16 protein-coding genes and 1 riboswitch are annotated in these 18,674 nt (G+C 69.6%); of the genes, 5 read left to right on the top strand and 11 right to left on the bottom strand.

Translation table 11 applies throughout. From position 1 onward, the window contains the following. Positions 1 to 2 precede the first annotated feature (2 nt). Entirely contained in the window at positions 3 to 1,199 is a 1,197-nt protein-coding gene (locus tag AC5P09_RS08835) for a glycerate kinase (RefSeq protein ID WP_493873281.1), read from the top strand. Here the strand turns inward: AC5P09_RS08835 and AC5P09_RS08830 are convergent. The 6 genes from AC5P09_RS08830 to ctaE all read right to left on the bottom strand — a co-directional run bounded on the left by AC5P09_RS08830 (position 1,151) and on the right by ctaE (position 8,318). Then, on the bottom strand, positions 1,151 to 2,548 hold the full coding sequence (locus tag AC5P09_RS08830) for an aminotransferase class V-fold PLP-dependent enzyme (RefSeq protein WP_493873280.1): 1,398 nt from the start codon (positions 2,546 to 2,548) through the stop codon (positions 1,151 to 1,153). The two genes, AC5P09_RS08835 and AC5P09_RS08830, sit on opposite strands and share 49 nt — an antisense overlap. 180 nt (positions 2,549 to 2,728) lie before the next feature. Beyond that, positions 2,729 to 2,845: riboswitch (SAM riboswitch) on the bottom strand. 76 nt (positions 2,846 to 2,921) lie between these two features. Then, positions 2,922 to 3,986, bottom strand: coding sequence for an anthranilate phosphoribosyltransferase (gene trpD / locus AC5P09_RS08825; protein ID WP_493873279.1), 1,065 nt, complete (start codon positions 3,984 to 3,986; stop codon positions 2,922 to 2,924). 146 nt (positions 3,987 to 4,132) lie between these two features. Continuing rightward, complete coding sequence (gene qcrB, locus AC5P09_RS08820) at positions 4,133 to 5,773, bottom strand: cytochrome bc1 complex cytochrome b subunit (protein ID WP_493873278.1); 1,641 nt, start codon at positions 5,771 to 5,773, stop codon at positions 4,133 to 4,135. Next, positions 5,770 to 6,828 (bottom strand): cytochrome bc1 complex Rieske iron-sulfur subunit, encoded by a 1,059-nt coding sequence (gene qcrA, locus AC5P09_RS08815; protein WP_493873277.1) that lies wholly within the window; start codon positions 6,826 to 6,828, stop codon positions 5,770 to 5,772. The genes qcrB and qcrA overlap by 4 nt, the downstream gene beginning before the upstream one ends. Continuing rightward, positions 6,825 to 7,634: a cytochrome bc1 complex diheme cytochrome c subunit gene (gene qcrC, locus AC5P09_RS08810; RefSeq protein ID WP_493873276.1), complete on the bottom strand. Its 810-nt coding sequence runs from the start codon at positions 7,632 to 7,634 to the stop codon at positions 6,825 to 6,827. The genes qcrA and qcrC overlap by 4 nt, the downstream gene beginning before the upstream one ends. A 63-nt stretch (positions 7,635 to 7,697) precedes the next feature. Further along, on the bottom strand, positions 7,698 to 8,318 hold the full coding sequence (gene ctaE / locus AC5P09_RS08805) for an aa3-type cytochrome oxidase subunit III (RefSeq protein ID WP_266440806.1): 621 nt from the start codon (positions 8,316 to 8,318) through the stop codon (positions 7,698 to 7,700). 189 nt (positions 8,319 to 8,507) lie between these two features. Between ctaE and AC5P09_RS08800 the strand changes: the two genes are divergently transcribed. Continuing rightward, entirely contained in the window at positions 8,508 to 8,909 is a 402-nt protein-coding gene (locus AC5P09_RS08800; RefSeq protein ID WP_493873275.1) for a response regulator, read from the top strand. Between the two features lie 10 nt (positions 8,910 to 8,919). On the opposite strand, the gene AC5P09_RS08795 is transcribed toward AC5P09_RS08800, so the two are convergent. The 4 genes from AC5P09_RS08795 to ctaC all read right to left on the bottom strand — a co-directional run bounded on the left by AC5P09_RS08795 (position 8,920) and on the right by ctaC (position 13,406). Beyond that, on the bottom strand, positions 8,920 to 10,182 hold the full coding sequence (locus AC5P09_RS08795; RefSeq protein WP_493873274.1) for a L,D-transpeptidase: 1,263 nt from the start codon (positions 10,180 to 10,182) through the stop codon (positions 8,920 to 8,922). A gap of 130 nt (positions 10,183 to 10,312) precedes the next feature. Beyond that, positions 10,313 to 10,711: a cytochrome c oxidase subunit 4 gene (locus AC5P09_RS08790; protein ID WP_266440798.1), complete on the bottom strand. Its 399-nt coding sequence runs from the start codon at positions 10,709 to 10,711 to the stop codon at positions 10,313 to 10,315. Continuing rightward, complete coding sequence (gene ctaD / locus AC5P09_RS08785; RefSeq protein WP_493873273.1) at positions 10,708 to 12,450, bottom strand: aa3-type cytochrome oxidase subunit I; 1,743 nt, start codon at positions 12,448 to 12,450, stop codon at positions 10,708 to 10,710. Before ctaD ends, AC5P09_RS08790 begins: the two co-directional genes overlap by 4 nt. Beyond that, complete coding sequence (ctaC, locus tag AC5P09_RS08780; protein ID WP_493873272.1) at positions 12,447 to 13,406, bottom strand: aa3-type cytochrome oxidase subunit II; 960 nt, start codon at positions 13,404 to 13,406, stop codon at positions 12,447 to 12,449. Before ctaC ends, ctaD begins: the two co-directional genes overlap by 4 nt. Before the next feature lie 272 nt (positions 13,407 to 13,678). On the opposite strand from ctaC, the gene AC5P09_RS08775 reads away from it, so the two are divergent. Next, a complete protein-coding gene (locus AC5P09_RS08775) occupies positions 13,679 to 15,055 on the top strand; it encodes a cysteine desulfurase/sulfurtransferase TusA family protein (RefSeq protein ID WP_493873271.1) in 1,377 nt (458 codons plus the stop codon). Here AC5P09_RS08775 and AC5P09_RS08770 read toward each other — a convergent pair whose 3' ends face one another. Beyond that, positions 15,056 to 16,030: a carbohydrate kinase family protein gene (locus AC5P09_RS08770; RefSeq protein ID WP_266440783.1), complete on the bottom strand. Its 975-nt coding sequence runs from the start codon at positions 16,028 to 16,030 to the stop codon at positions 15,056 to 15,058. It lies immediately after the preceding gene. Between the two features lie 203 nt (positions 16,031 to 16,233). Here AC5P09_RS08770 and AC5P09_RS08765 point away from each other — a divergent pair, with 203 nt between their 5' ends. Together AC5P09_RS08765 and AC5P09_RS08760 are read left to right on the top strand one after the other, a co-directional pair. Further along, on the top strand, positions 16,234 to 16,443 hold the full coding sequence (locus AC5P09_RS08765; protein WP_493873270.1) for a hypothetical protein: 210 nt from the start codon (positions 16,234 to 16,236) through the stop codon (positions 16,441 to 16,443). A 627-nt stretch (positions 16,444 to 17,070) separates the two neighbouring features. Beyond that, a complete protein-coding gene (locus tag AC5P09_RS08760; RefSeq protein ID WP_493873312.1) occupies positions 17,071 to 18,606 on the top strand; it encodes a hypothetical protein in 1,536 nt (511 codons plus the stop codon). The last annotated feature ends 68 nt before the right edge of the window (positions 18,607 to 18,674 follow it).

The raw sequence follows: 18,674 nt of genomic DNA, 5'->3' as shown, positions 1-18,674 counted from the left end.
CCATGCTGAGCCGAGTCGTCGTAGCCCCCAGCGGCTTCAAGGAGTCCCTGTCCGCGCAGGCCGCAGCCGACGCCATCGCGGACGGCGTCCGCCGGGTCCTGCCGGACGCCGCCCTCGACCTGATCCCCCTGGTCGACGGCGGCGAGGGCACGGCCGCCGCGCTGGCCGCCGCGACCGGCGGACGGCTCGTCGCGCTGCCCGCCACGGGCCCGGTCGGCGAACCGGTCGGCACCCACTTCGCGCTGCTCGGCTCCCGGGACACCGCGGTCGTGGAGATGGCCGCGGTCGCCGGCCTCTCCCTCGTGCCCCGCGCCCTGCGCGACCCGGGCGCCACCACGACGTACGGCGTCGGCGAGCTGATCCGCGCCGCGCTCGACACCGGCGTCCGCAGGATCCTGGTCGGCTGCGGCGACTCGGGCACGTCCGACGGGGGCGCGGGCGCGCTCCAGGCGCTCGGGGTCCGGCTGTTGGACTCGGACGGCTTCGAACTGCCCCACGGCGGGCGGGAGTTGATCCGGCTGCACCGCATCGACCCGTCCGGCCTGGACCCCCGCCTCAAGGGCGTCGAGCTGCTCGTCGCCTGCAATCCGTACAACGTGCTGTGCGGGGAGCGGGGCGTGGCCCGCGTGTTCGGCCCGCAGAAGGGGGCGACGCCCGCACAGGTGGAGGAGCTGTCGGCCGGCCTGGAGAACTGGGCGTACGTCCTCACCCGTGACCTGGCGGTCGCGGGCACCGACCTCCACGGCGGCCCCGGCACCGGTGCGTCCGGCGGCCTCGGTGCCGGTCTCGCCGCCCTCGGTGCCCGTCTCCTGCCCCGCTTCGACGTACTGCTCGACCACCTCGACCTGGACGCCCGGCTGGCCCGCGCCGACCTGGTCGTCACCGCCGAGGGCGCCCTGGACCGCCAGACGCCGCGCGGGAAGGTCCCCGCCGAGGTGGCCCGGCGGGCCAAGCTGCACGGACGCCCGGTGCTCGCGCTGGCGGGCACCCTCGGCGAGGGTGCGCACGACGTGCCGGGCGTGGACGCGTGCAGCGGGATCCTGCCGGCGCCGATGGCTCTGGCCGAGGCGCTGGTGCGGGCTTCGGAACTGCTCACCGACGCCACCGAACGCGCCCTGCGGATGATCCTGCTGGGCGCCCGGCTACCGGGTCACGCCGAGGTGGTGTCCGGCACGCAACGCCCGTCCTCGGTACGGTAGTTCCACTTCGCTCCGTCCCGGACCAGCTCCTTCACGGCGCTCACGAAACGCTCCACGTGCTCGTCCGGCGTGCCCGCGCCGAAGCTCACCCGGATCGCGTTGAGGGACTTCTCGCCGGGCGCGGCCTCGGGGGCACCGCACTCACCCTGGCTCCGGGGGTCGCTCCCGAGCAGGGTGCGCACCAGCGGGTGGGCGCAGAAGAGGCCGTCGCGGACGCCGATGCCGTACTCGGCGGAGAGCGCGGCGGCGAAGTGGGAGCTGTTCCAGCCCTCGACGACGAAGGAGATCACGCCGACCCGCGGGGCGTCGTCACCGAAGAGGGAGAGGACCCTGACCTCGGGGACCTCGGCGAGACCCGCGCGGACCGTGTCGATCAGGTGCTGCTCCCGGGCCACCAGCGTGTCGAAGCCGGCCTCGGTGAGGGCCTTGCAGGCGGAGGCGATGGAGTAGACCCCGATGACGTTGGGCGAGCCGGCCTCGTGCCGGGCGGCGCTCTCGTGCCACTCCACGTCCACTCCCCCGTCCTGGCGCCGCGTGACCTTGCGGCTGGCGCCGCCGCCCGCGAGGTACGGCTCGGCCGCGCGCAGCCAGTCGGCACGGCCGGCCAGGACGCCGGAGCCGAAGGGGGCGTACAGCTTGTGCCCGGAGAAGGCGACCCAGTCGACGTCGAGGTCCCGCACCGACACCGGGTGGTGCGGGGCCAGCTGGGCGGCGTCCAGGACGATCCGGGCGCCGTGCGCATGCGCGGCGGCCGCGAGCTCCCGTACGGGCCACAGCTCACCGGTGACGTTCGAGGCGCCGGTCACGCAGACCAGGGCCGGGCCGTGGCCCTCTTGAATAGATGCAGTGCGGTCGGCGAGGGCGCGCTCCAGGGTCGCCACCGCCTGGCGCGGGGTGCGCGGGGCGTCGAGGTAGCTGACGCGGGCGTCCTGCCAGGGCAGCAGCGAGGCGTGGTGCTCGGTCTCGAAGACGAAGACCTGGCAGTCGGCCGGGAGCGCGGCGGCGAGCAGGTTGAGCGAGTCGGTGGTGGACCGGGTGAAGACCACCTGGTCGTCGGCTCGGCAGTCGAGGAACTCGGCGACCGTCGTGCGGGCGTTCTCGAAGAGGTCGGTGGACAGCTGGGAGAGGTAGCCGGCGCCCCGGTGGACGCTGCCGTAGTACGGGGCGTAGGCCGCCACGTCGTCCCACACGCGCTGCAGTGCCGGCGCGCTGGCCGCGTAGTCGAGCGCGGCGTAGGTGACCTCGCCGCCGGTGACGAGCGGGACGGTGACATCCCGGCCCAGAACGGGCAGCGCGCCCGAAATGTCACTGCAAAGGGACTGGGCGGCGGCAACGGTGGAGACAGACATGGCGAACTCCCGTGAGAGGCAGGTGGAATCACCGCGCGAGCGGACGTGGCTCAGCGCAGGAGAAGGTGAAAAGGGGTGTGCGGAGGCGGGGCTCTGCGGCCCTATCGCATTCGCTTGCTCACGGAAGGCTCCCTCGACGACCAGGACCCCTGGTACTGCGCTCGTTCAAGAGCCGCGAGGGGTCCGCGCTTGCCGCGGGCCTTGCTGCCCACGACCTGGTCTTCACCCGGGGCACCCCGCCACGGACGGAGGGTTGCCGGACAGTCGGCCGGGGCCTCATGACTGTCACTCATGACCTGGTTCAAAAACGTACGCGAAGTGATCGCGGTCCCGCAACCCGAGTCCGGATCGCGGGACATCACGACGTGCGGTGCTACGCGTTGCTGGCCGCCACCCACCGCTCCAGCGTCCGCTTGGCCGCGCCCGAGTCGATCGACTCGGCCGCCTTGGCCATGCCGACCCCGAGCTGCTCGGCCAACGGTGCCCCGGTCGGCTCCAACGCCACCAGCGCCGCCGCCGAGTTCAGCAGTACGGCGTCCCGCACCGGCCCGGTCTCGCCGTCCAGCAGCCGCCGGGCGACCTCGGCGTTGTACGACGCGTCCGCGCCCCTGAGCGCCTCCACCGGCACCAGTTCGAGGCCGACGTCCCGCGGGTCGAAGGCCTCCTCGGCGACCTTGCCGTCGCGCACGACCCACACCCGGGAGGTGGCCGTGGTGGTCAGCTCGTCGAGGCCGTCGTCGCCGCGGAACACCAGCGCGGAGGAGCCGCGCTCGGCCAGTACGCCGGCGATGAGCCCCGCCATCCGGGTGTCGAAGCAGCCGATCGCCGAGGCGGTGACCCGGGCGGGGTTGGTCAGCGGACCGAGGAGGTTGAAGGAGGTCGGGATGCCGAGGTCCCGCCGGACCGCGCCGACGAATCGCATCGACGGGTGGAACTTGGCCGCGAAGCAGAAGGTGATCCCGGCCTCCTCCACCACCCGCGCGACCCCCTCGGGCGACAGGTCCAGGTTGATGCCGAGCTTCTCCAGCACGTCGGACGACCCGCTCGCCGAGGACGAGGCCCGGTTGCCGTGCTTGACGACCTTCGCCCCGGTGCCCGCGATCACGATGGCGGACATCGTCGAGATGTTGACCGTCTTGGCCCGGTCGCCGCCCGTACCGACGATGTCGACGGCGGGACCCGGGATGTCCAGCGGCTGCGCGTGCGCGTACATCGCCTCGACGAGACCGTTGATCTCCTCGACCGTCTCGCCCTTGGCCCGCAGCGCCACCATGAAGCCCGCGATCTGGGCGTCCGAGGCCTCACCGCTCATGAAGCGGTCCATCGCCCAGGCCGTGTCGCCGGCGCTCAGGTCCCGCCCGCCGAGCAGTGCGCTCAGTACCTCGGGCCAGGAACGGTCCGCCGCGGTGTCGCCTCCAGCGGGGGTCACAGCGCTCATAAGCCGCTCCTGGGTGTAGTCCCGTCCGACGGGACGCGAATCTCAACAGGGTCCACCCTATCCAGCGACGGGCACGGCAAAGGGCCCCGTCCGGTCTTCGGACGGGGCCCCTTCTACAGCTCTACCGCGCGTGGCGAGCGCAGCGATCAGTGGTGGCCGTGGCCGCTCGTGATCTCCTTGTACTCCTCGACGGTCGGCTTGGGGATCTGGGCCTCTTCGCCGTAGTACGCCTCGCTGAGCTTGGCGCGCAGCTTCTCGGAGCCCTTCACCTTGCGCTCGACGCCGTTCTCGTCGACCGTCGGGCCGATCTGCGCCGACACGTACTGCTCGTGCGCCGTGAGCGTGTGCAGCTGCTCCTGGCTGAGCGGCTCGTGCACCTCGATGAACTCACCGTGCGGCAGGCGCTTGATGATGCCCGACTCGCGGCCGTGCAGCACCTTGTCCTTGTCCCGGCGCTGGAGGCCGAGGCAGATCCGCTTGGTGATGACGAACGCGATGACCGGGGCGACGAAGAACGCGATCCGTACGAACCAGGTGATGGCGTTGATCGACAGGTGGAAGTGGGTGGCCCAGAGGTCGTTTCCACCACCGATCAGCAGCACCATGTACCAGGTGATCCACGCGACACCGAAGGCCGTACGGGCCGGCGCGTTGCGCGGGCGGTCCAGGATGTGGTGCTCGCGCTTGTCGCCGGTGACCCAGGACTCGATGAACGGGTAGACCGCGATCGCGACCAGGACCAGCGGGAAGATCATCAGCGGGATGAACACGCCCAGGACGAGCGTGTGGCCCCAGAAGTTGATCTCCCAGCCCGGCATGACACGGATCAGGCCCTCGGAGAAGCCCATGTACCAGTCGGGCTGGGCGCCGGTGGACACCTGGTCCGGGCGGTAGGGGCCCATGGACCAGATCGGGTTGATCGAGGCGATCGCCGAGATGGCCGCGATGACACCGAAGACCAGGAAGAAGAAGCCTCCGGCCTTGGCCATGTAGACCGGCAGCAGCGGCATGCCGACGACGTTCTTGTTCGTCTTTCCGGGGCCCGCGAACTGGGTGTGCTTGTGGTAGAAGACCAGGATCAGGTGGGCGACCACCAGACCGAGCATGATGCCCGGCAGCAACAGCACGTGGATCGAGTAGAAGCGGGCCACGAAGTCGCCGCCCGGGAACTCGCCGCCGAAGAGGAAGAACGACAGGTACGTGCCGACGATCGGCACGGACAGGACCGCGCCCTCCATGAAGCGGACACCGGTGCCGGAGAGCAGGTCGTCCGGGAGCGAGTAACCGGTGAAGCCGGTGAACATGCCCAGGACGAACAGCAGGAAGCCGAACAGCCAGTTGACCTCACGCGGCTTGCGGAACGCACCCGTGAAGAACACGCGCATCATGTGCACGAACATGCCGGCGAGGAAGATCAGCGCCGCCCAGTGGTGGATCTGCCGGATCAGCAGGCCACCGCGCACATCGAAGGAGATGTGCATGGTCGAGTTGAACGCCTCGGACATCAGCTGTCCCTGCAGCGGGACGTAGCTGCCGTGGTACTCCACCTCGTTCATCGACGGGTGGAAGAACAGCGTCAGATACACACCCGTGAGGATGATGATGATGAAGCTGTAGAGGCAGACCTCACCCAACATGAACGACCAGTGGTCGGGGAAGATCTTGCGCATGTTGGCCTTGGCCAGGGAGTAGATCCCCAGCCGGCCGTCGGCCCAGTCGGCGACGCGCTCGCCGGCCGGTGCCTTCTCGCGCGAGCGCGAGTCCTTGGTGGTGGTCTCAGTACTCATCCGCGCTCCCAGAAAGCAGGACCGACGGGCTCATCGAAGTCGCCGAGCGCCTCGAGGTAGCCCTCGTCGTTCACACCGATGCGCAGCTGCGGCAGGGCGTGACCGGCGGGGCCGAAGATCACCCGGGCGCCGTCGGAGAGGTCGAAGGTGGACTGGTGACAGGGGCACAGCACGTGGTGCGTCTGCTGCTCGTACAGCGAGATCGGGCAGCCGACGTGGGTGCAGATCTTCGAGTACGCCACGATGCCCTCGTGCGACCACTCGAGTTCGCGCTTGTCCTTGATGTCGTCCGGCTGGATCCGGACGATCATCAGGGCGGCCTTGGCGATCTCGGTCTGGAACTCGTGGTCGTGCTCCTCCAGGCCCTCGGGCTTGGCGAAGGTCAGCGAGCCGACCGCGACGTCGGAGGCCCGCAGCGGCTCGTTGGTGTTCATGTTGACGAGCAGCTTGCCCTTGGACCACAGGGTGTGGCGGAGCTTGGTGCCCGGCAGCGGACCGAGGTCGCGCAGCAGCATGACGCCGGAGAGCGGGAACAGGGCCAGCGCGCCGAACATCGTGTTGCGGATCAGCTTGCGGCGGCCGAGCGCGGACTCCTTGGCGCCCTGCTTGAAGTCGGCCATGACCTTGGCCTTGACCTCGGGCTCCGCCTCGATCGGGTGCCGCTCGTCGGCGATCTCCTCGTCGGACATCAGGGTGCGGGCCCAGTGGACCGCGCCCGCGCCGATCAGGAACAGCGCCGCACCGAGGGTCAGACCCAGGGCGAAGTTCAGCGCGTTGATGCGCCCGATCGGGAAGACGTAGATCGCCTTGTCGTGCGGGATCGCCACGTACGAGACGATGAAGCCGACGGTGGCCAGCATCGACAGCACGAACATCATGGCGACCGTGCGCTCGGACCGCCTGGCGGCCCGCTCGTCGATGTCCTGGATGCGGTGCTCGTGGGGCGGCAGCCCGGGGTCGGCGAACGGGTTCTTCTCGTCCGCGACGCCTACCGCACCGTGCGCGTGGTCCTGCTCAACGGGCAGGTTCTCTTCTGGAGTGTCTTGGCTACTCATGACTTCTTGGCCTTTGCGGTCCGAGCGGCGACCCAGACGGCGACCGCGATCAGCGAGCCGAGTCCGAAGATCCAGCCGAACAGGCCCTCGCTGACCGGACCGAGTCCGCCCAGTTCGAGGCCGCCGGGGCTCTCGGTGTCCTCGCCGTTGACCGCGTCGAGGTACGCGATGATGTCCTGCTTGTTCTGCTCCGACAGCGTGGTGTCGGGGAAGGAGGGCATGTTCTGCGGGCCGGTCTGCATGGCCTCGTAGATGTGCTTCGGGGAGACGCCCTCGAGGTCGGGTGCGAACTTGCCGTGCGTGAGCGCGCCGCCCTTGCCGGTGAAGTTGTGGCACTGCGCGCAGTTGGTGCGGAACAGCTCGCCGCCCTTGGCGATGTCGGCGCCCTCGGGGCTGTACTGCGCCTCGGTCGGGACGTTCGGACCGGCACCCAGCGAGGAGATGTACGCCGCGAGCTGGTCGATCTCGGCCTGCGAGTAGATGTTCTTCTTCTTCGGGACCTGCGCGCCCGGCTGCTGGGCCGGCATACGGCCGGTGCCGACCTGGAAGTCGACGGCCGCGGCGCCCACGCCCACGAGGCTCGGACCGTCAGTGGTGCCCTGACCACCGGTGCCGTGGCAGCTGGCGCAGCCGACGGCGTAGAGCTTCTTGCCCTCGTCGATGGCCAGGGACTGGGCGGTTGTGTCTGCCTTCGCCTCGCTCGTGGGTGCGAGCAGGACGTACAGCCCCCCGGTGCATGCCAGCGCGAGGAGTAGGACGACGACCGCCGCCAACGGGTGGCGTCGTCGTGCGGAGAGCTTTTTCACGGATTACTCCGGTGTCAGGATCTTCTGCGTCGATGCTTCTGGAAGGTGCGGGAGCGGGCCCGGCTACTTGATCAAATAGATCGTGGCGAAGAGGCCGATCCAGACGACATCGACGAAGTGCCAGTAGTAGGACACGACAATGGCCGCGGTCGCCTGATCGTGGGTGAACCTCTTCGCCGCATAGGTGCGGCCGAGGACGAACAGGAAGGCGATGAGGCCGCCCGTCACGTGCAGGCCGTGGAAGCCGGTGGTCAGGTAGAAGACCGAGCCGTACGGGTCGGAGGAGAGCGAGAGCCCGTCCTTCTTGACCAGCTCGGTGTACTCGTACACCTGACCGCCGATGAAGATCGCACCCATGACGAAGGTGACGATGAACCACATCCGGAGCTTCTTCACATCACCGCGCTCGGCGGCGAACACGCCGAGCTGACAGGTGAGGGAGGAGAGCACCAGGATCGTGGTGTTGGTCGCCGAGAACGGAAGGTTCAGGCTGTGCGCCATCTCCTTCCAGTGGTCGGGACCCGTCACCGATCGCAGGGTGAAGTACATCGCGAAGAGGGCCGCGAAGAACATCAGCTCGGAACTCAGCCAGATGATGGTTCCGACGCTGGTGAGGTTCGGCCGGTTGACCGACGGGTGCGCGTGCCCGGTTTCTACTGTCGTTGCTGTCGCCACGACCGACATTATGTCGGTCGCTTATCCCGCCCTCACTCCCGGGGGTGCCGTTGGGAGGGTTCGCAGCGTGTGTACTGCCCGTATGGCCCATCGAAGCGGTGTTCCAACAGGTGTTGACGGGCAGTTCAAGGGAGTAGCATCCGCCGCATCGGGCTCTGCCCGTCTTGGCCCGTACGACGCTGACGTCACGGAGGAAGCATGCAGCCGACCGCCACGGTGCTGGTCTACAGCGACGACTCCAACACCCGCGAGCAGGTGCGGTTGGCCACCGGCAGGCGGCCGGCTCCCGACGTACCCGTCGTCGAGTTCCTGGAGTGTGCCACTCCGGCGGCTGTGCTCAAGGAACTGGACAAGGGCGGGATCGATGTCTGCGTCCTGGACGGCGAGGCCGTGCCCATGGGGGGCATGGGGATGTGCCGTCAGATCAAGGACGAGGTCTTCGACTGCCCGCCGGTGCTGCTGCTGATCGGGCGGCCGCAGGACGCGTGGCTGGCCACGTGGAGCCGTGCGGAGGCGGCTGTGACGCTGCCGGTGGATCCGGTGGAGTTCGCGGCGGCGCTGGCTTCCCTGTTGCGGGAGCGGAAGGCTCTGAGCGCCTAGGAGCGCGGTCTCAGACGCTCTGCGGCCGCAGCCTGGCCTGCTCCTGCGGACCCGCGCTCTCCGGGTTGCCGACCGCCAGGGCGCTGCCGCCCCGCCAGTTCTTCCAGGCGAGGTTCCAGTCGCCGAAGCCGTTGCCGAAGCTCTCCATGGTGTTGCCGTCCGAGTTGACGACCTCGACGAGGTCTCCCTCGCGGACGTTCTTGAAGAACCAGGCGGCGTTGTCGGTGCTCATGCCGGTGCAGCCGTGGCTGACGTTGGCGTAGCCCTGGGAGCCGACGGACCAGGGGGCGGCGTGGACGTACTCGCCGCTCCAGGTGACGCGGGTGGCGTAGTACACCGGTAGGTCGTACGACTCCGCGGAGCCCTCGGCTATGCCGATGCTGGTGCCGCGCATGCGTACGAAGTACTCCTTGGCCAGGACGACCTTGACGCCGTTGCGGGTCTCGAAGCCGGGCTTGCCGGTGGTGACGGGGATCTCCTTGATCACCTCACCGTTCTTGTAGACCGTCATCACGTGGGACGAGGCGTCGGTCACCGCGATGACCCGGTCGCCCGTGGTGATCTTCAGCGGTTTCGAGGTGCCGCCCCACAGCCGGTCGCTGACCTTGATGCCGTCCAGGTTGCTGCGGACCTGGATGGTGGCCCGGGCGGGCCAGTACTCCTTGGGGCGGTAGTGGAGTTCCTTGTCGTCCACCCAGTGCCAGCCGCCGTCCACGGCGGGCATGGAGTCGACCTTGAGGGCGCGCTCGACGACGGCCCGCTGGGCCTTGTCCTTGACGGGTCTGCTCAGCTCGGCCGTGATGGGCTGGCCGACGCCGTATGTGCCCGCCTTGGGGCCGAAGGTCACCTTCAGGCGCTTCTTGGTGAGGGGCTTGCTGGTGTCGAAGTCGAGGACCCGGCGGCCGGGCGCGCCGTCCTCGTCCTCGGTGCTCACCCGGACCGTGTAGTGGGCGTTGGCGGCCAGCGGGGTGGTGCTGTGCCAGCGGCCGCCGTCGGCGGAGAGCTCGCCCGCCAGGTACCGTCCCGCCGAGTCCCTGGCCGTGACGTCCGTGATGCGGCCGTCGCCGTCCTCGGCGGTGATCTCTATGGGCTTGTCCGGGTCGGCTTTCTTGCCGTCTCCGGTGGGGCCGTTGAAGGCGATCTGGTCCGTCGCGTCGTACGGCGAGGCGGACAGTGGGTGGTCGTCGCTGCCGCAGGCGGTGACGCCCGCGCCGAGGGCGATCACCAGCAGCGTGCAGGTGACGACGGTACGGGTGCGGGGTTCGTGGTTCATGACTTCACGCTAGGGAGCTTCGTCAAGCGCGGCGCGCTGGGTGACTCGTACGAGTGATCAGTATTGCGGCAAAAGCAGGAGCCCGGACGCTCCTGACGGAGTGTCCGGGCTCCTGAGAGCTCAGCTCGTGCTACTGGGTGCGGTTCTCACCGCGGTAGTACTCGAAGACCCAGCCCCACAGGCCGATCAGGATCAGCGGCGCCGAGAAGTACATCAGCCACCAGCCGATCGCGACCGACAGGAAGGCGAGCGCGCCGCCGACCGCGAGGGAGAGCGGCTGCCAGCTGTGCGGGCTGAAGAACCCGACCTCGCCGGCGTCGTCCGCGACGTCCGCTTCCTTGTTGTCCTGCGCCCCCGCGTCGACCCGCCGGGCCGTGAAGCCCAGGTAGAAGCCGATCATGATGGACAGACCGAACGCCAGGAAGAGGGCCGTGGTGCCGGCCGGCTCCTTCGACCAGTAGCCATAGACGATCGCCATGACGAGGATGAAGACGCTCAGCCAGATGAACATCCTGCCCTGGATCTTCACTTGCCGGCCTCCTTGCCGCCGTTGCCGGCCAGAGCCTTGTCACCGTGAGGCGCGTTCTCGAGCTGGTCGAGAGCGGCGATCTCGGGGTGGTGCAGGTCGAACGCCGGGGATTCGCTGCGGATCCGCGGCAGGGTGAGGAAGTTGTGCCGCGGGGGCGGGCAGGAGGTCGCCCACTCCAGCGAGCGGCCGTAGCCCCAGGGGTCGTCGACGCCGACCGGCTTGCCGTACTTGGCCGTCTTCCAGACGTTGTACATGAACGGCAGGATCGACAGGCCGAGCAGGAACGAGCTGATCGTCGAGATCGTGTTCAGGGCGGTGAAGCCGTCGGCCGCGAGGTAGTCCGCGTAACGACGGGGCATGCCCTCGGCACCCAGCCAGTGCTGGACCAGGAAGGTGCCGTGGAAGCCGATGAACAGCGTCCAGAAGGTGATCTTGCCGAGGCGCTCGTCGAGCATCTTGCCGGTGAACTTGGGCCACCAGAAGTGGAAGCCGGAGAACATCGCGAAGACGACGGTGCCGAAGACCACGTAGTGGAAGTGCGCCACCACGAAGTACGAGTCGGAGACGTGGAAGTCCATCGGCGGCGAGGCCAGGATGACACCGGTCAGACCACCGAAGGTGAAGGTGATCAGGAAGCCGGTGGCCCAGAGCATCGGGGTCTCGAAGCTCAGGGACCCCTTCCACATCGTTCCGATCCAGTTGAAGAACTTCACGCCCGTCGGTACGGCGATGAGGAACGTCATGAAGGAGAAGAACGGCAGCAGCACACCGCCGGTGACGTACATGTGGTGCGCCCACACCGTCACGGACAGACCCGCGATGGAGATCGTCGCCGCGATCAGGCCCGTGTAGCCGAACATCGGCTTACGGGAGAACACCGGGATCACTTCGGAGATGATCCCGAAGAACGGCAGGGCGATGATGTACACCTCTGGATGGCCGAAGAACCAGAAGAGGTGTTGCCACAGCAGTGCGCCGCCGTTGGCGGAGTCGAAGATGTGCGCCCCGAACTTCCGATCCGCCTCCAGCGCGAACAGCGCGGCGGCGAGCACGGGGAAGGCGAGCAGGACCAGGACCGCGGTCAGCAGCACGTTCCACACGAAGATCGGCATGCGGAACATCGTCATACCGGGGGCGCGCATGCAGATGATGGTGGTGATGAAGTTGACCGCGCCGAGGATGGTGCCGAAGCCGGAGAAGGCCAGGCCCATGATCCACATGTCGGCGCCGATGCCCGGCGAGCGGACCGCGTCCGACAGCGGGCTGTAGGCGAACCAGCCGAAGTCGGCCGCGCCCTGCGGGGTGAGGAAGCCGCCCACCGCGATCAGCGAGCCGAACAGGTACAGCCAGTAGGCGAACATGTTCAGCCGGGGGAAGGCCACATCCGGAGCGCCGATCTGCAGCGGCATGATCCAGTTCGTGAAGCCGGCGAAGAGCGGCGTCGCGAACATCAGCAGCATGATCGTGCCGTGCATCGTGAACGCCTGGTTGAACTGCTCGTTCGACATGATCTGCAGGCCCGGACGGGCCAGCTCGGCGCGCATGAACAGCGCCATCACGCCGCCGATCATGAAGAACGCGAACGACGTGACCAGGTACAGCGTCCCGATCGTCTTGTGGTCAGTGGTCGTCAGCCACTTGATGACGACGCTGCCGCGGTTCTGGCGCCGGACCGGCAGCTCGTCCGTGTAGTGGGACCCTGCTGCCGCGGCACCCTGGGGTTCGTTGAGGATGCTCACAGGTTGTTCGTCTCCCGGTTCTTCTCGTGGCTCGTCTGCGCGATGCCGGCGGGAACGTAACCGGTCTGCCCCTTCTTGGCGAGGTCCTTGAGGTGCTGCTCGTAGCGCTCGGGGGAGACGACCTTCACGTTGAACAGCATCCGGGAGTGGTCGACGCCGCACAGCTCGGCGCACTTGCCTCGGAAGGTGCCCTCCTTGTTGGGGGTCACCTCGAAGGCGTTGGTGTGGCCCGGGATGACGTCCTGCTTCATCAGGAACGGCAGCACCCAGAAGGAGTGGATGACGTCACGTGAAGTGAGGACGAAGCGGACCGTCTTGCCCTCCGGGAGCCAGAGGGTCGGGCCGGGGTTGCCGTTCTGCGGGTTCCGCGTGCCGGGCGTGCCGACGTCGTAGACGCCGCCGGCGTTGGCCGGGAAGTCCTCCTTGAACCGGTCCGGAATGGCGTCCAGGTTCTTGTCGGTCTTCGCGTCACCCGTGGAGCCTTCGACGGGCTCGACGTAGTTGAAGCCCCAGCTCCACTGGAAGCCGACCACGTTGATCGTGACGTCCGGCTTCTTCTTGAGGCTGAGGAGCTCGGACTCGTCGCGAGCCGTGAAGTAGAAGAGCACCGAGACGATGATGAGCGGGACCACCGTGTACAGCGCCTCGATGGGCATGTTGTACCGGGTCTGCGCCGGGACCTCGACCTTGGTGCGGGTGCGCCGGTGGAAGATCGCACTCCAGAGGATCAGGCCCCACACCAGCACGCCGACGGCGAGCGCGGCAGCCCAGGAGCCCTGCCACAGGGAGAGGATCCGCGGAGCCTCTTCCGTGGTCGGGGTGGGCATACCAAGGCGGGGGAAGTCCTTGTATGTGCAACCGGTCGCGGTCGCCAGGACCAGGCCGGCGGTCATCGCCTGCAGCAGCTTCCGCCGCATCGGGCGCCGCGGCGAGCGGTCGGAGCCGTTGGGACTCACGTAGCGCCTTCCCGAGAGTCTCGCCCGCGCGGATTGAGCTGCGGCCTTCTCGCTGGTCGGTCGCCGCCCTGCGTCGGGCAGGGGTTTGGATGTTTATGCGGACCAAACCCTAGCCGACGCGATTTGGGGGTGCGCGGGGAGGGGTCGGCAACTCGCCGTGGGTTGTGCGGGGCGCCTAGTAGCTCGGAAGGTTCTGTGAGTTGGCGGCCACGGGGGCGTCGTGGTTTCTCGCGCAGTTCCCCGCGCCCCTTTGGGGCGCTTAGCGTTGCTGTATGTCCTACCTTGATGCCGCTTCCTCTGCTCCTCTTCATCCCGTTGCCCGTCAGGCTCTGATGGCTTCACTCGACGAGGGGTGGGCAGATCCTGCCCGGCTTTACCGGGAGGGGCGGCGGGCGCGGATGCTGCTGGACGCGGCGCGGGAGGCCGCGGCCGACGCCGTCGGGTGCCGGCCGGACGAGCTGGTGTTCACCTCCTCCGGCACTCGCGCGGTGCACTCGGGGGTCGCCGGGGCGCTGGCGGGGCGCCGCCGCGTGGGGCGCCACCTGATCGTGTCGGCGGTCGAACACTCTTCGGTACTCCATTCGGCGGAGGTGTTCGAGGCGGACGGCGGGTCGGTGACCCAGGTGCCGGTGCTGCGGTCGGGGGCGGTGACCGTGGGGGCGTACGCGGAGGCTCTGCGGCCCGACACCGCGCTGGCCTGTCTTCAGTCGGCCAATCACGAGGTGGGGACGGAGCAGCCGGTGGCGGGCGTCGCCGAGGTGTGCCGGGCGGCCGGGGTGCCGTTGCTGGTGGACGCGGCACAGTCGCTCGGGTGGGGACGGGTCGAGGGTGACTGGTCGCTGCTGGCGGCGAGTGCGCACAAGTGGGGCGGGCCGTCGGGGGTCGGGGTGCTCGTGGTGCGCAAGGGAGTGCGGTTCGCTGCTCAAGGGCCGGTGGACGAGCGGGAGTCGGGGCGGGTGGCCGGGTTCGAGAACATTCCGGCGATCGTGGCGGCCGCGGCCTCGCTGCGGGCAGTGCGGGCCGAGGCGGCGCAAGAGGCCGCGCGGCTGCGGGAGCTGACGGAGCGGATCCGGGCCCGCGTGCCGCGGCTGGTGCCGGACGTGGAGGTGGTCGGCGATCCGGAGCGGCGGCTGCCCGGTGTCGTCACCTTCTCCTGTCTCTATGTCGACGGGGAGACACTGCTGCACGAGCTGGACCGCGCCGGTTTCTCCGTCTCGTCCGGATCGTCCTGTACGAGCAGCACGCTGACGCCCAGCCATGTGCTGAAGGCGATGGGGGTGCTGAGTGAGGGGAATGTGCGGGTCTCGCTGCCGCCGGGGACACCGGAGGAGGACGTGGAGCGGTTCCTGGAGGTGCTGCCGGGGGCGGTGGCGGGGGTCAGGGAGAAGCTGGGAGCGCCGGTCGCCGAGGCCGTCGTACGCGACGACGCCCTTGTCGTCGACTCGCTGGGCAAGCGCTGCCCGATCCCGGTCATCGAGCTGGCCAAGGTCATCGGCGACGTGCCGGTGGGCGGCCTCGTCCGGGTGCTCTCGGACGACGAGGCCGCGCGGCTGGACATCCCGGCGTGGTGCGAGATGCGGGGCCAGGAGTACGTCGGTGAGGAGCCGGCGGACCGGGGTTCGGCCTACGTGGTCCGCCGGCTCTCGTGACTACGCGAGGTGCTTCTGGACCTCGGCGGCGGCTTCGTCGCCGTACGCCTTGGTGAAGCGCTCCATGAAGTGGCCGCGGCGCAGCTGGTACTCCTGGGTGCCGACCGTCTCGATGACGAGCGTGGCGAGCATGCAGCCGACCTGGGCGGCGCGCTCCAGGGAGACGCCCCAGGCGAGGCCGGAGAGGAAGCCGGCGCGGAAGGCGTCGCCGACGCCGGTGGGGTCGGCCTTGCGCTCCTCCTCAGGGCAGCCGACGACGATCGGCTCCTCGCCGGCCCGCTCGATGCGGACGCCCTGTGCGCCGAGGGTGGTGACGCGGTGACCGACCTTCGACAGGATCTCCTCGTCCGTCCAGCCCGTCTTGGACTCGATGAGGCCCTTTTCGTACTCGTTCGAGAAGAGGTACGTCGCCCCGTCCAGCAGTATCCGGATCTCGTCGCCGCCCATGCGGGCGATCTGCTGGGAGAAGTCGGCGGCGAAGGGGATGGACCGGGAGCGGCACTCCTCCGTGTGGCGGAGCATCCCCTCCGGGTCGTCGGCGCCGATCAGCACCAGGTCGAGGCCGCCGACGCGGTCGGCGACGGTCTTGAGCTCGATGAGGCGGGCCTCGCTCATCGCGCCGGTGTAGAAGGAGCCGATCTGGTTGTGGTCGGCGTCGGTGGTGCACACGAAGCGGGCGGTGTGCAGCGTCTCGGAGATGCGTACCGAGGCGGTGTCGACGCCGTGCCGGTCCAGCCAGGCGCGGTACTCGTCGAAGTCGAAGCCCGCGGCCCCGACCAGGATCGGCGCGGTGCCCAGCTGGCCCATGCCGAAGGCGATGTTGGCGCCGACGCCGCCCCGGCGGACGTCGAGGTTGTCGACCAGGAAGGAGAGCGAGACCGTGTGCAGTTGGTCCGCGACGAGTTGGTCGGCGAAGCGGCCGGGGAAGGTCATGAGGTGGTCGGTGGCGATGGAGCCGGTGACTGCGATGCGCACGGCGTTGACTCTCCTGTGGAATAAGAAGGGGCGCGCGATAGCGCTCATGGGAGGGGCGGTGGCGGGAGACGGAAGGGCGGGTTGACGGTTCACGCTATCGGGTTGGTGCCGGGCTCTGCGAGGCGTGCATCGGCACCGAAGAGGCCAAAACTACCCGATAGTAGATCTTTCTTCGCCGGCTCGACCGTGCCTACCGTGCCGTTATGACGAACCTCGAGGTCCATGCTCCCGTCCCGGCCGACCTGGACGGCGACCTGGCGTCGCTGCGCGGCGACTGCGCGCGGATGGCTCCCCACTGGGCGGTTCCCGACCGGATCACAGCTCTTCCCGTCTCCCCCTCGCTCATCCACGGCGTGACCGTGCCCCCGGCGTCGGCGCGGCTGCTGGACGAGATGTCGGAGTACGGAGACTGAGGCAGCGCTCTTAAGGGAACCGCGCGCTCCCCCGCTGCGTCCCATCGGCGTCCCCCGTAAAGGGGATGCGGGATACGACCCGTGGGCCGACTTCTTTGACAGGGTCGGGTCAGGGTTACGGGACAGATGCACAGCCGAAGGAGCGATGCGGTGAACACCGAGCGACCCGACAACGACGACGTCGGCCCGGAGGACGGCGCCGCCGAGAAGGCCGGCACGCCGCGGGACGCCGATGCCACCACCGGGCCCGCCGCGCAGGAGGGCGCCCCGGAGCGGGAGGAGACGCCGGACGCTCCCGAGTCGGCCTCGGAGCGGGAGGAGCCCCGGGAAGCCGGTGAGCCGGACCTGGAGCGGGAAGAAGCCCCGGAAGCCGCTGCCACGGCCTCGGAGCGGGAGGAGCCCCGGGAAGCCGGTGAGCCGGACCTGGAGCGGGAAGAGCCCCGGGAAGCCCGTGAGCCGGACCTGGAGCGGGAAGAAGCCCCGGAAGCCGCTGAGCCGGCCTCGGAGCCGGAGGAAGCTCCCGAAGCCACCGAGACGCCCTCGGAGCAGGAAGCCTCCGCGGGCGCCCCTGAGACCGACGCCTCCCCGGCTTCTGAGACCGACCTGCCCGCGGCCCCTGAGACCGACGTGTCCTCCGCCGCCCCTGAGTCCCACGCCTCCCCGGCTCCGGACGCCGCCGCGTCCGACAGCGACGGTCCCCACGCCGATGACCGACCCCGGCGCCGCCCCACCCTGGTCGCCGCCTCCGTGGCCGCCGCCGTGCTGCTCGTGGGGGGTGGCGGGGCGTACCTCGCCACCTCCGCCTCCGGGGGTTCCGGCGACCGTACGACGTCCGGGGCCGGCGGCGACGGCACTCCCCCGCCGCTCGCCCTCGACGGCTACTCCGAGGGCGCCGGCGCGAACGGCATCGCGCCCGGCGAGCCCAACCCGTACGGCGCCACCTACCGCGCCGACGGCACGCTCCCGGAGGGGCCCGGCTCGGCGCCCGTGTACCGGTCGGCCGGCACCGTCACCGAGGAGCAGGTGGCCGGGCTGGCGAAGGCGCTCGGCGTCGAGGGGAAGCCGGTGGTGCAGGGGCAGGCCTGGAAGGTCGGGGCGAAGGACGGGGCGGGGCCGAGTCTGCAGGTGGACCGGCAGGCGCCGGGCACCTGGACGTTCCACCGGTACGCGCCCGGCCCCGATGCCTGCCAGAGCGAGACCGTGTGTGCGAGCGACCCCGTGGACCCGTCCGCCGACCCGGTGAGCGAGGCGGTCGCCAAGCAGGCGGCCGCGCCCGTGCTGAAGGCGTTGGGTCAGGACGACGCGAAGCTGGACGCGAGTCAGGTGGCGGGCGCCCACCGGATCGTGAACGCCGATCCGATGGTCGGCGGGCTGCCCACCCACGGCTGGACGACCGGCGTCACCGTCGGCGCCCAGGGCGAGGTGGTGGGCGGCAACGGCCAGGTGCGGACGCCGGTGAAGGGCGACACGTACCCCGTGCTGAGCGCGGAGAAGACGCTGGGCCTGATGAACGCGGCGCCGGGAACCGACCCCCGCATGGGCATCGGCGGCTGCGCCAGCCCCGTACCGCTGAAGGACCGGGCGGAAGCCCCCTGTGGAGAGTCCGCCACCGCGCCGAAGGCGGAGCGGAAGGCGACGATCACGGTCGAGAAGGCCGTGTTCGGGCTGGCGTCGCAGTCCGTGGACGGGCGGCAGGCTCTGGTGCCGTCCTGGCTGTTCGAGGTGCGGGCGACGGGCGCGCAGGACACCTTCGAGGTGACGCATCCAGCGGTCGATCCGGAGTACCTGACCTCCACGACGGCGTCCGCACAGCCCAGCCCGCGGCCGACCTCACCCGGTGACGAGCCGACGGCCGCGCCGGCCACCCGGGACGTCCGGGTGGAGGGCTACACGGCCGAGGGGACGGAGCTGACCGTGAGCTTCACCGGCGGGGTGTGCGCCGACTACAAGGCGACGGCGATCGAGGGCACGGACGAGGTGACGGTCACGGTGACCCAGACGCCCTGGCCGGACAAGGTCTGCATCATGATCGCCAAGGTGTACCACCAGACCGTGCAGCTGGACGAGCCGCTCGGCGCCCGCAAGGTCGTGGGCGCGGACGGCAAGGAGATCCCGCTGGAGAAGTCCGGGGCGCGGCTCCCGGAGACGTCCGGGGCGCGGTAGCGCGGCACCGGACATGCGCGAAGGCGGCGGCCCTGTCGGAGGGGGCCGCCGCCTTCCTGCTACTCAGC

Source organism: Streptomyces sp. a15, assembly GCF_059026085.1.
Note: the sequence above shows the minus strand (reverse complement) of the source record. Positions and strands in the feature narration are given on the sequence as shown.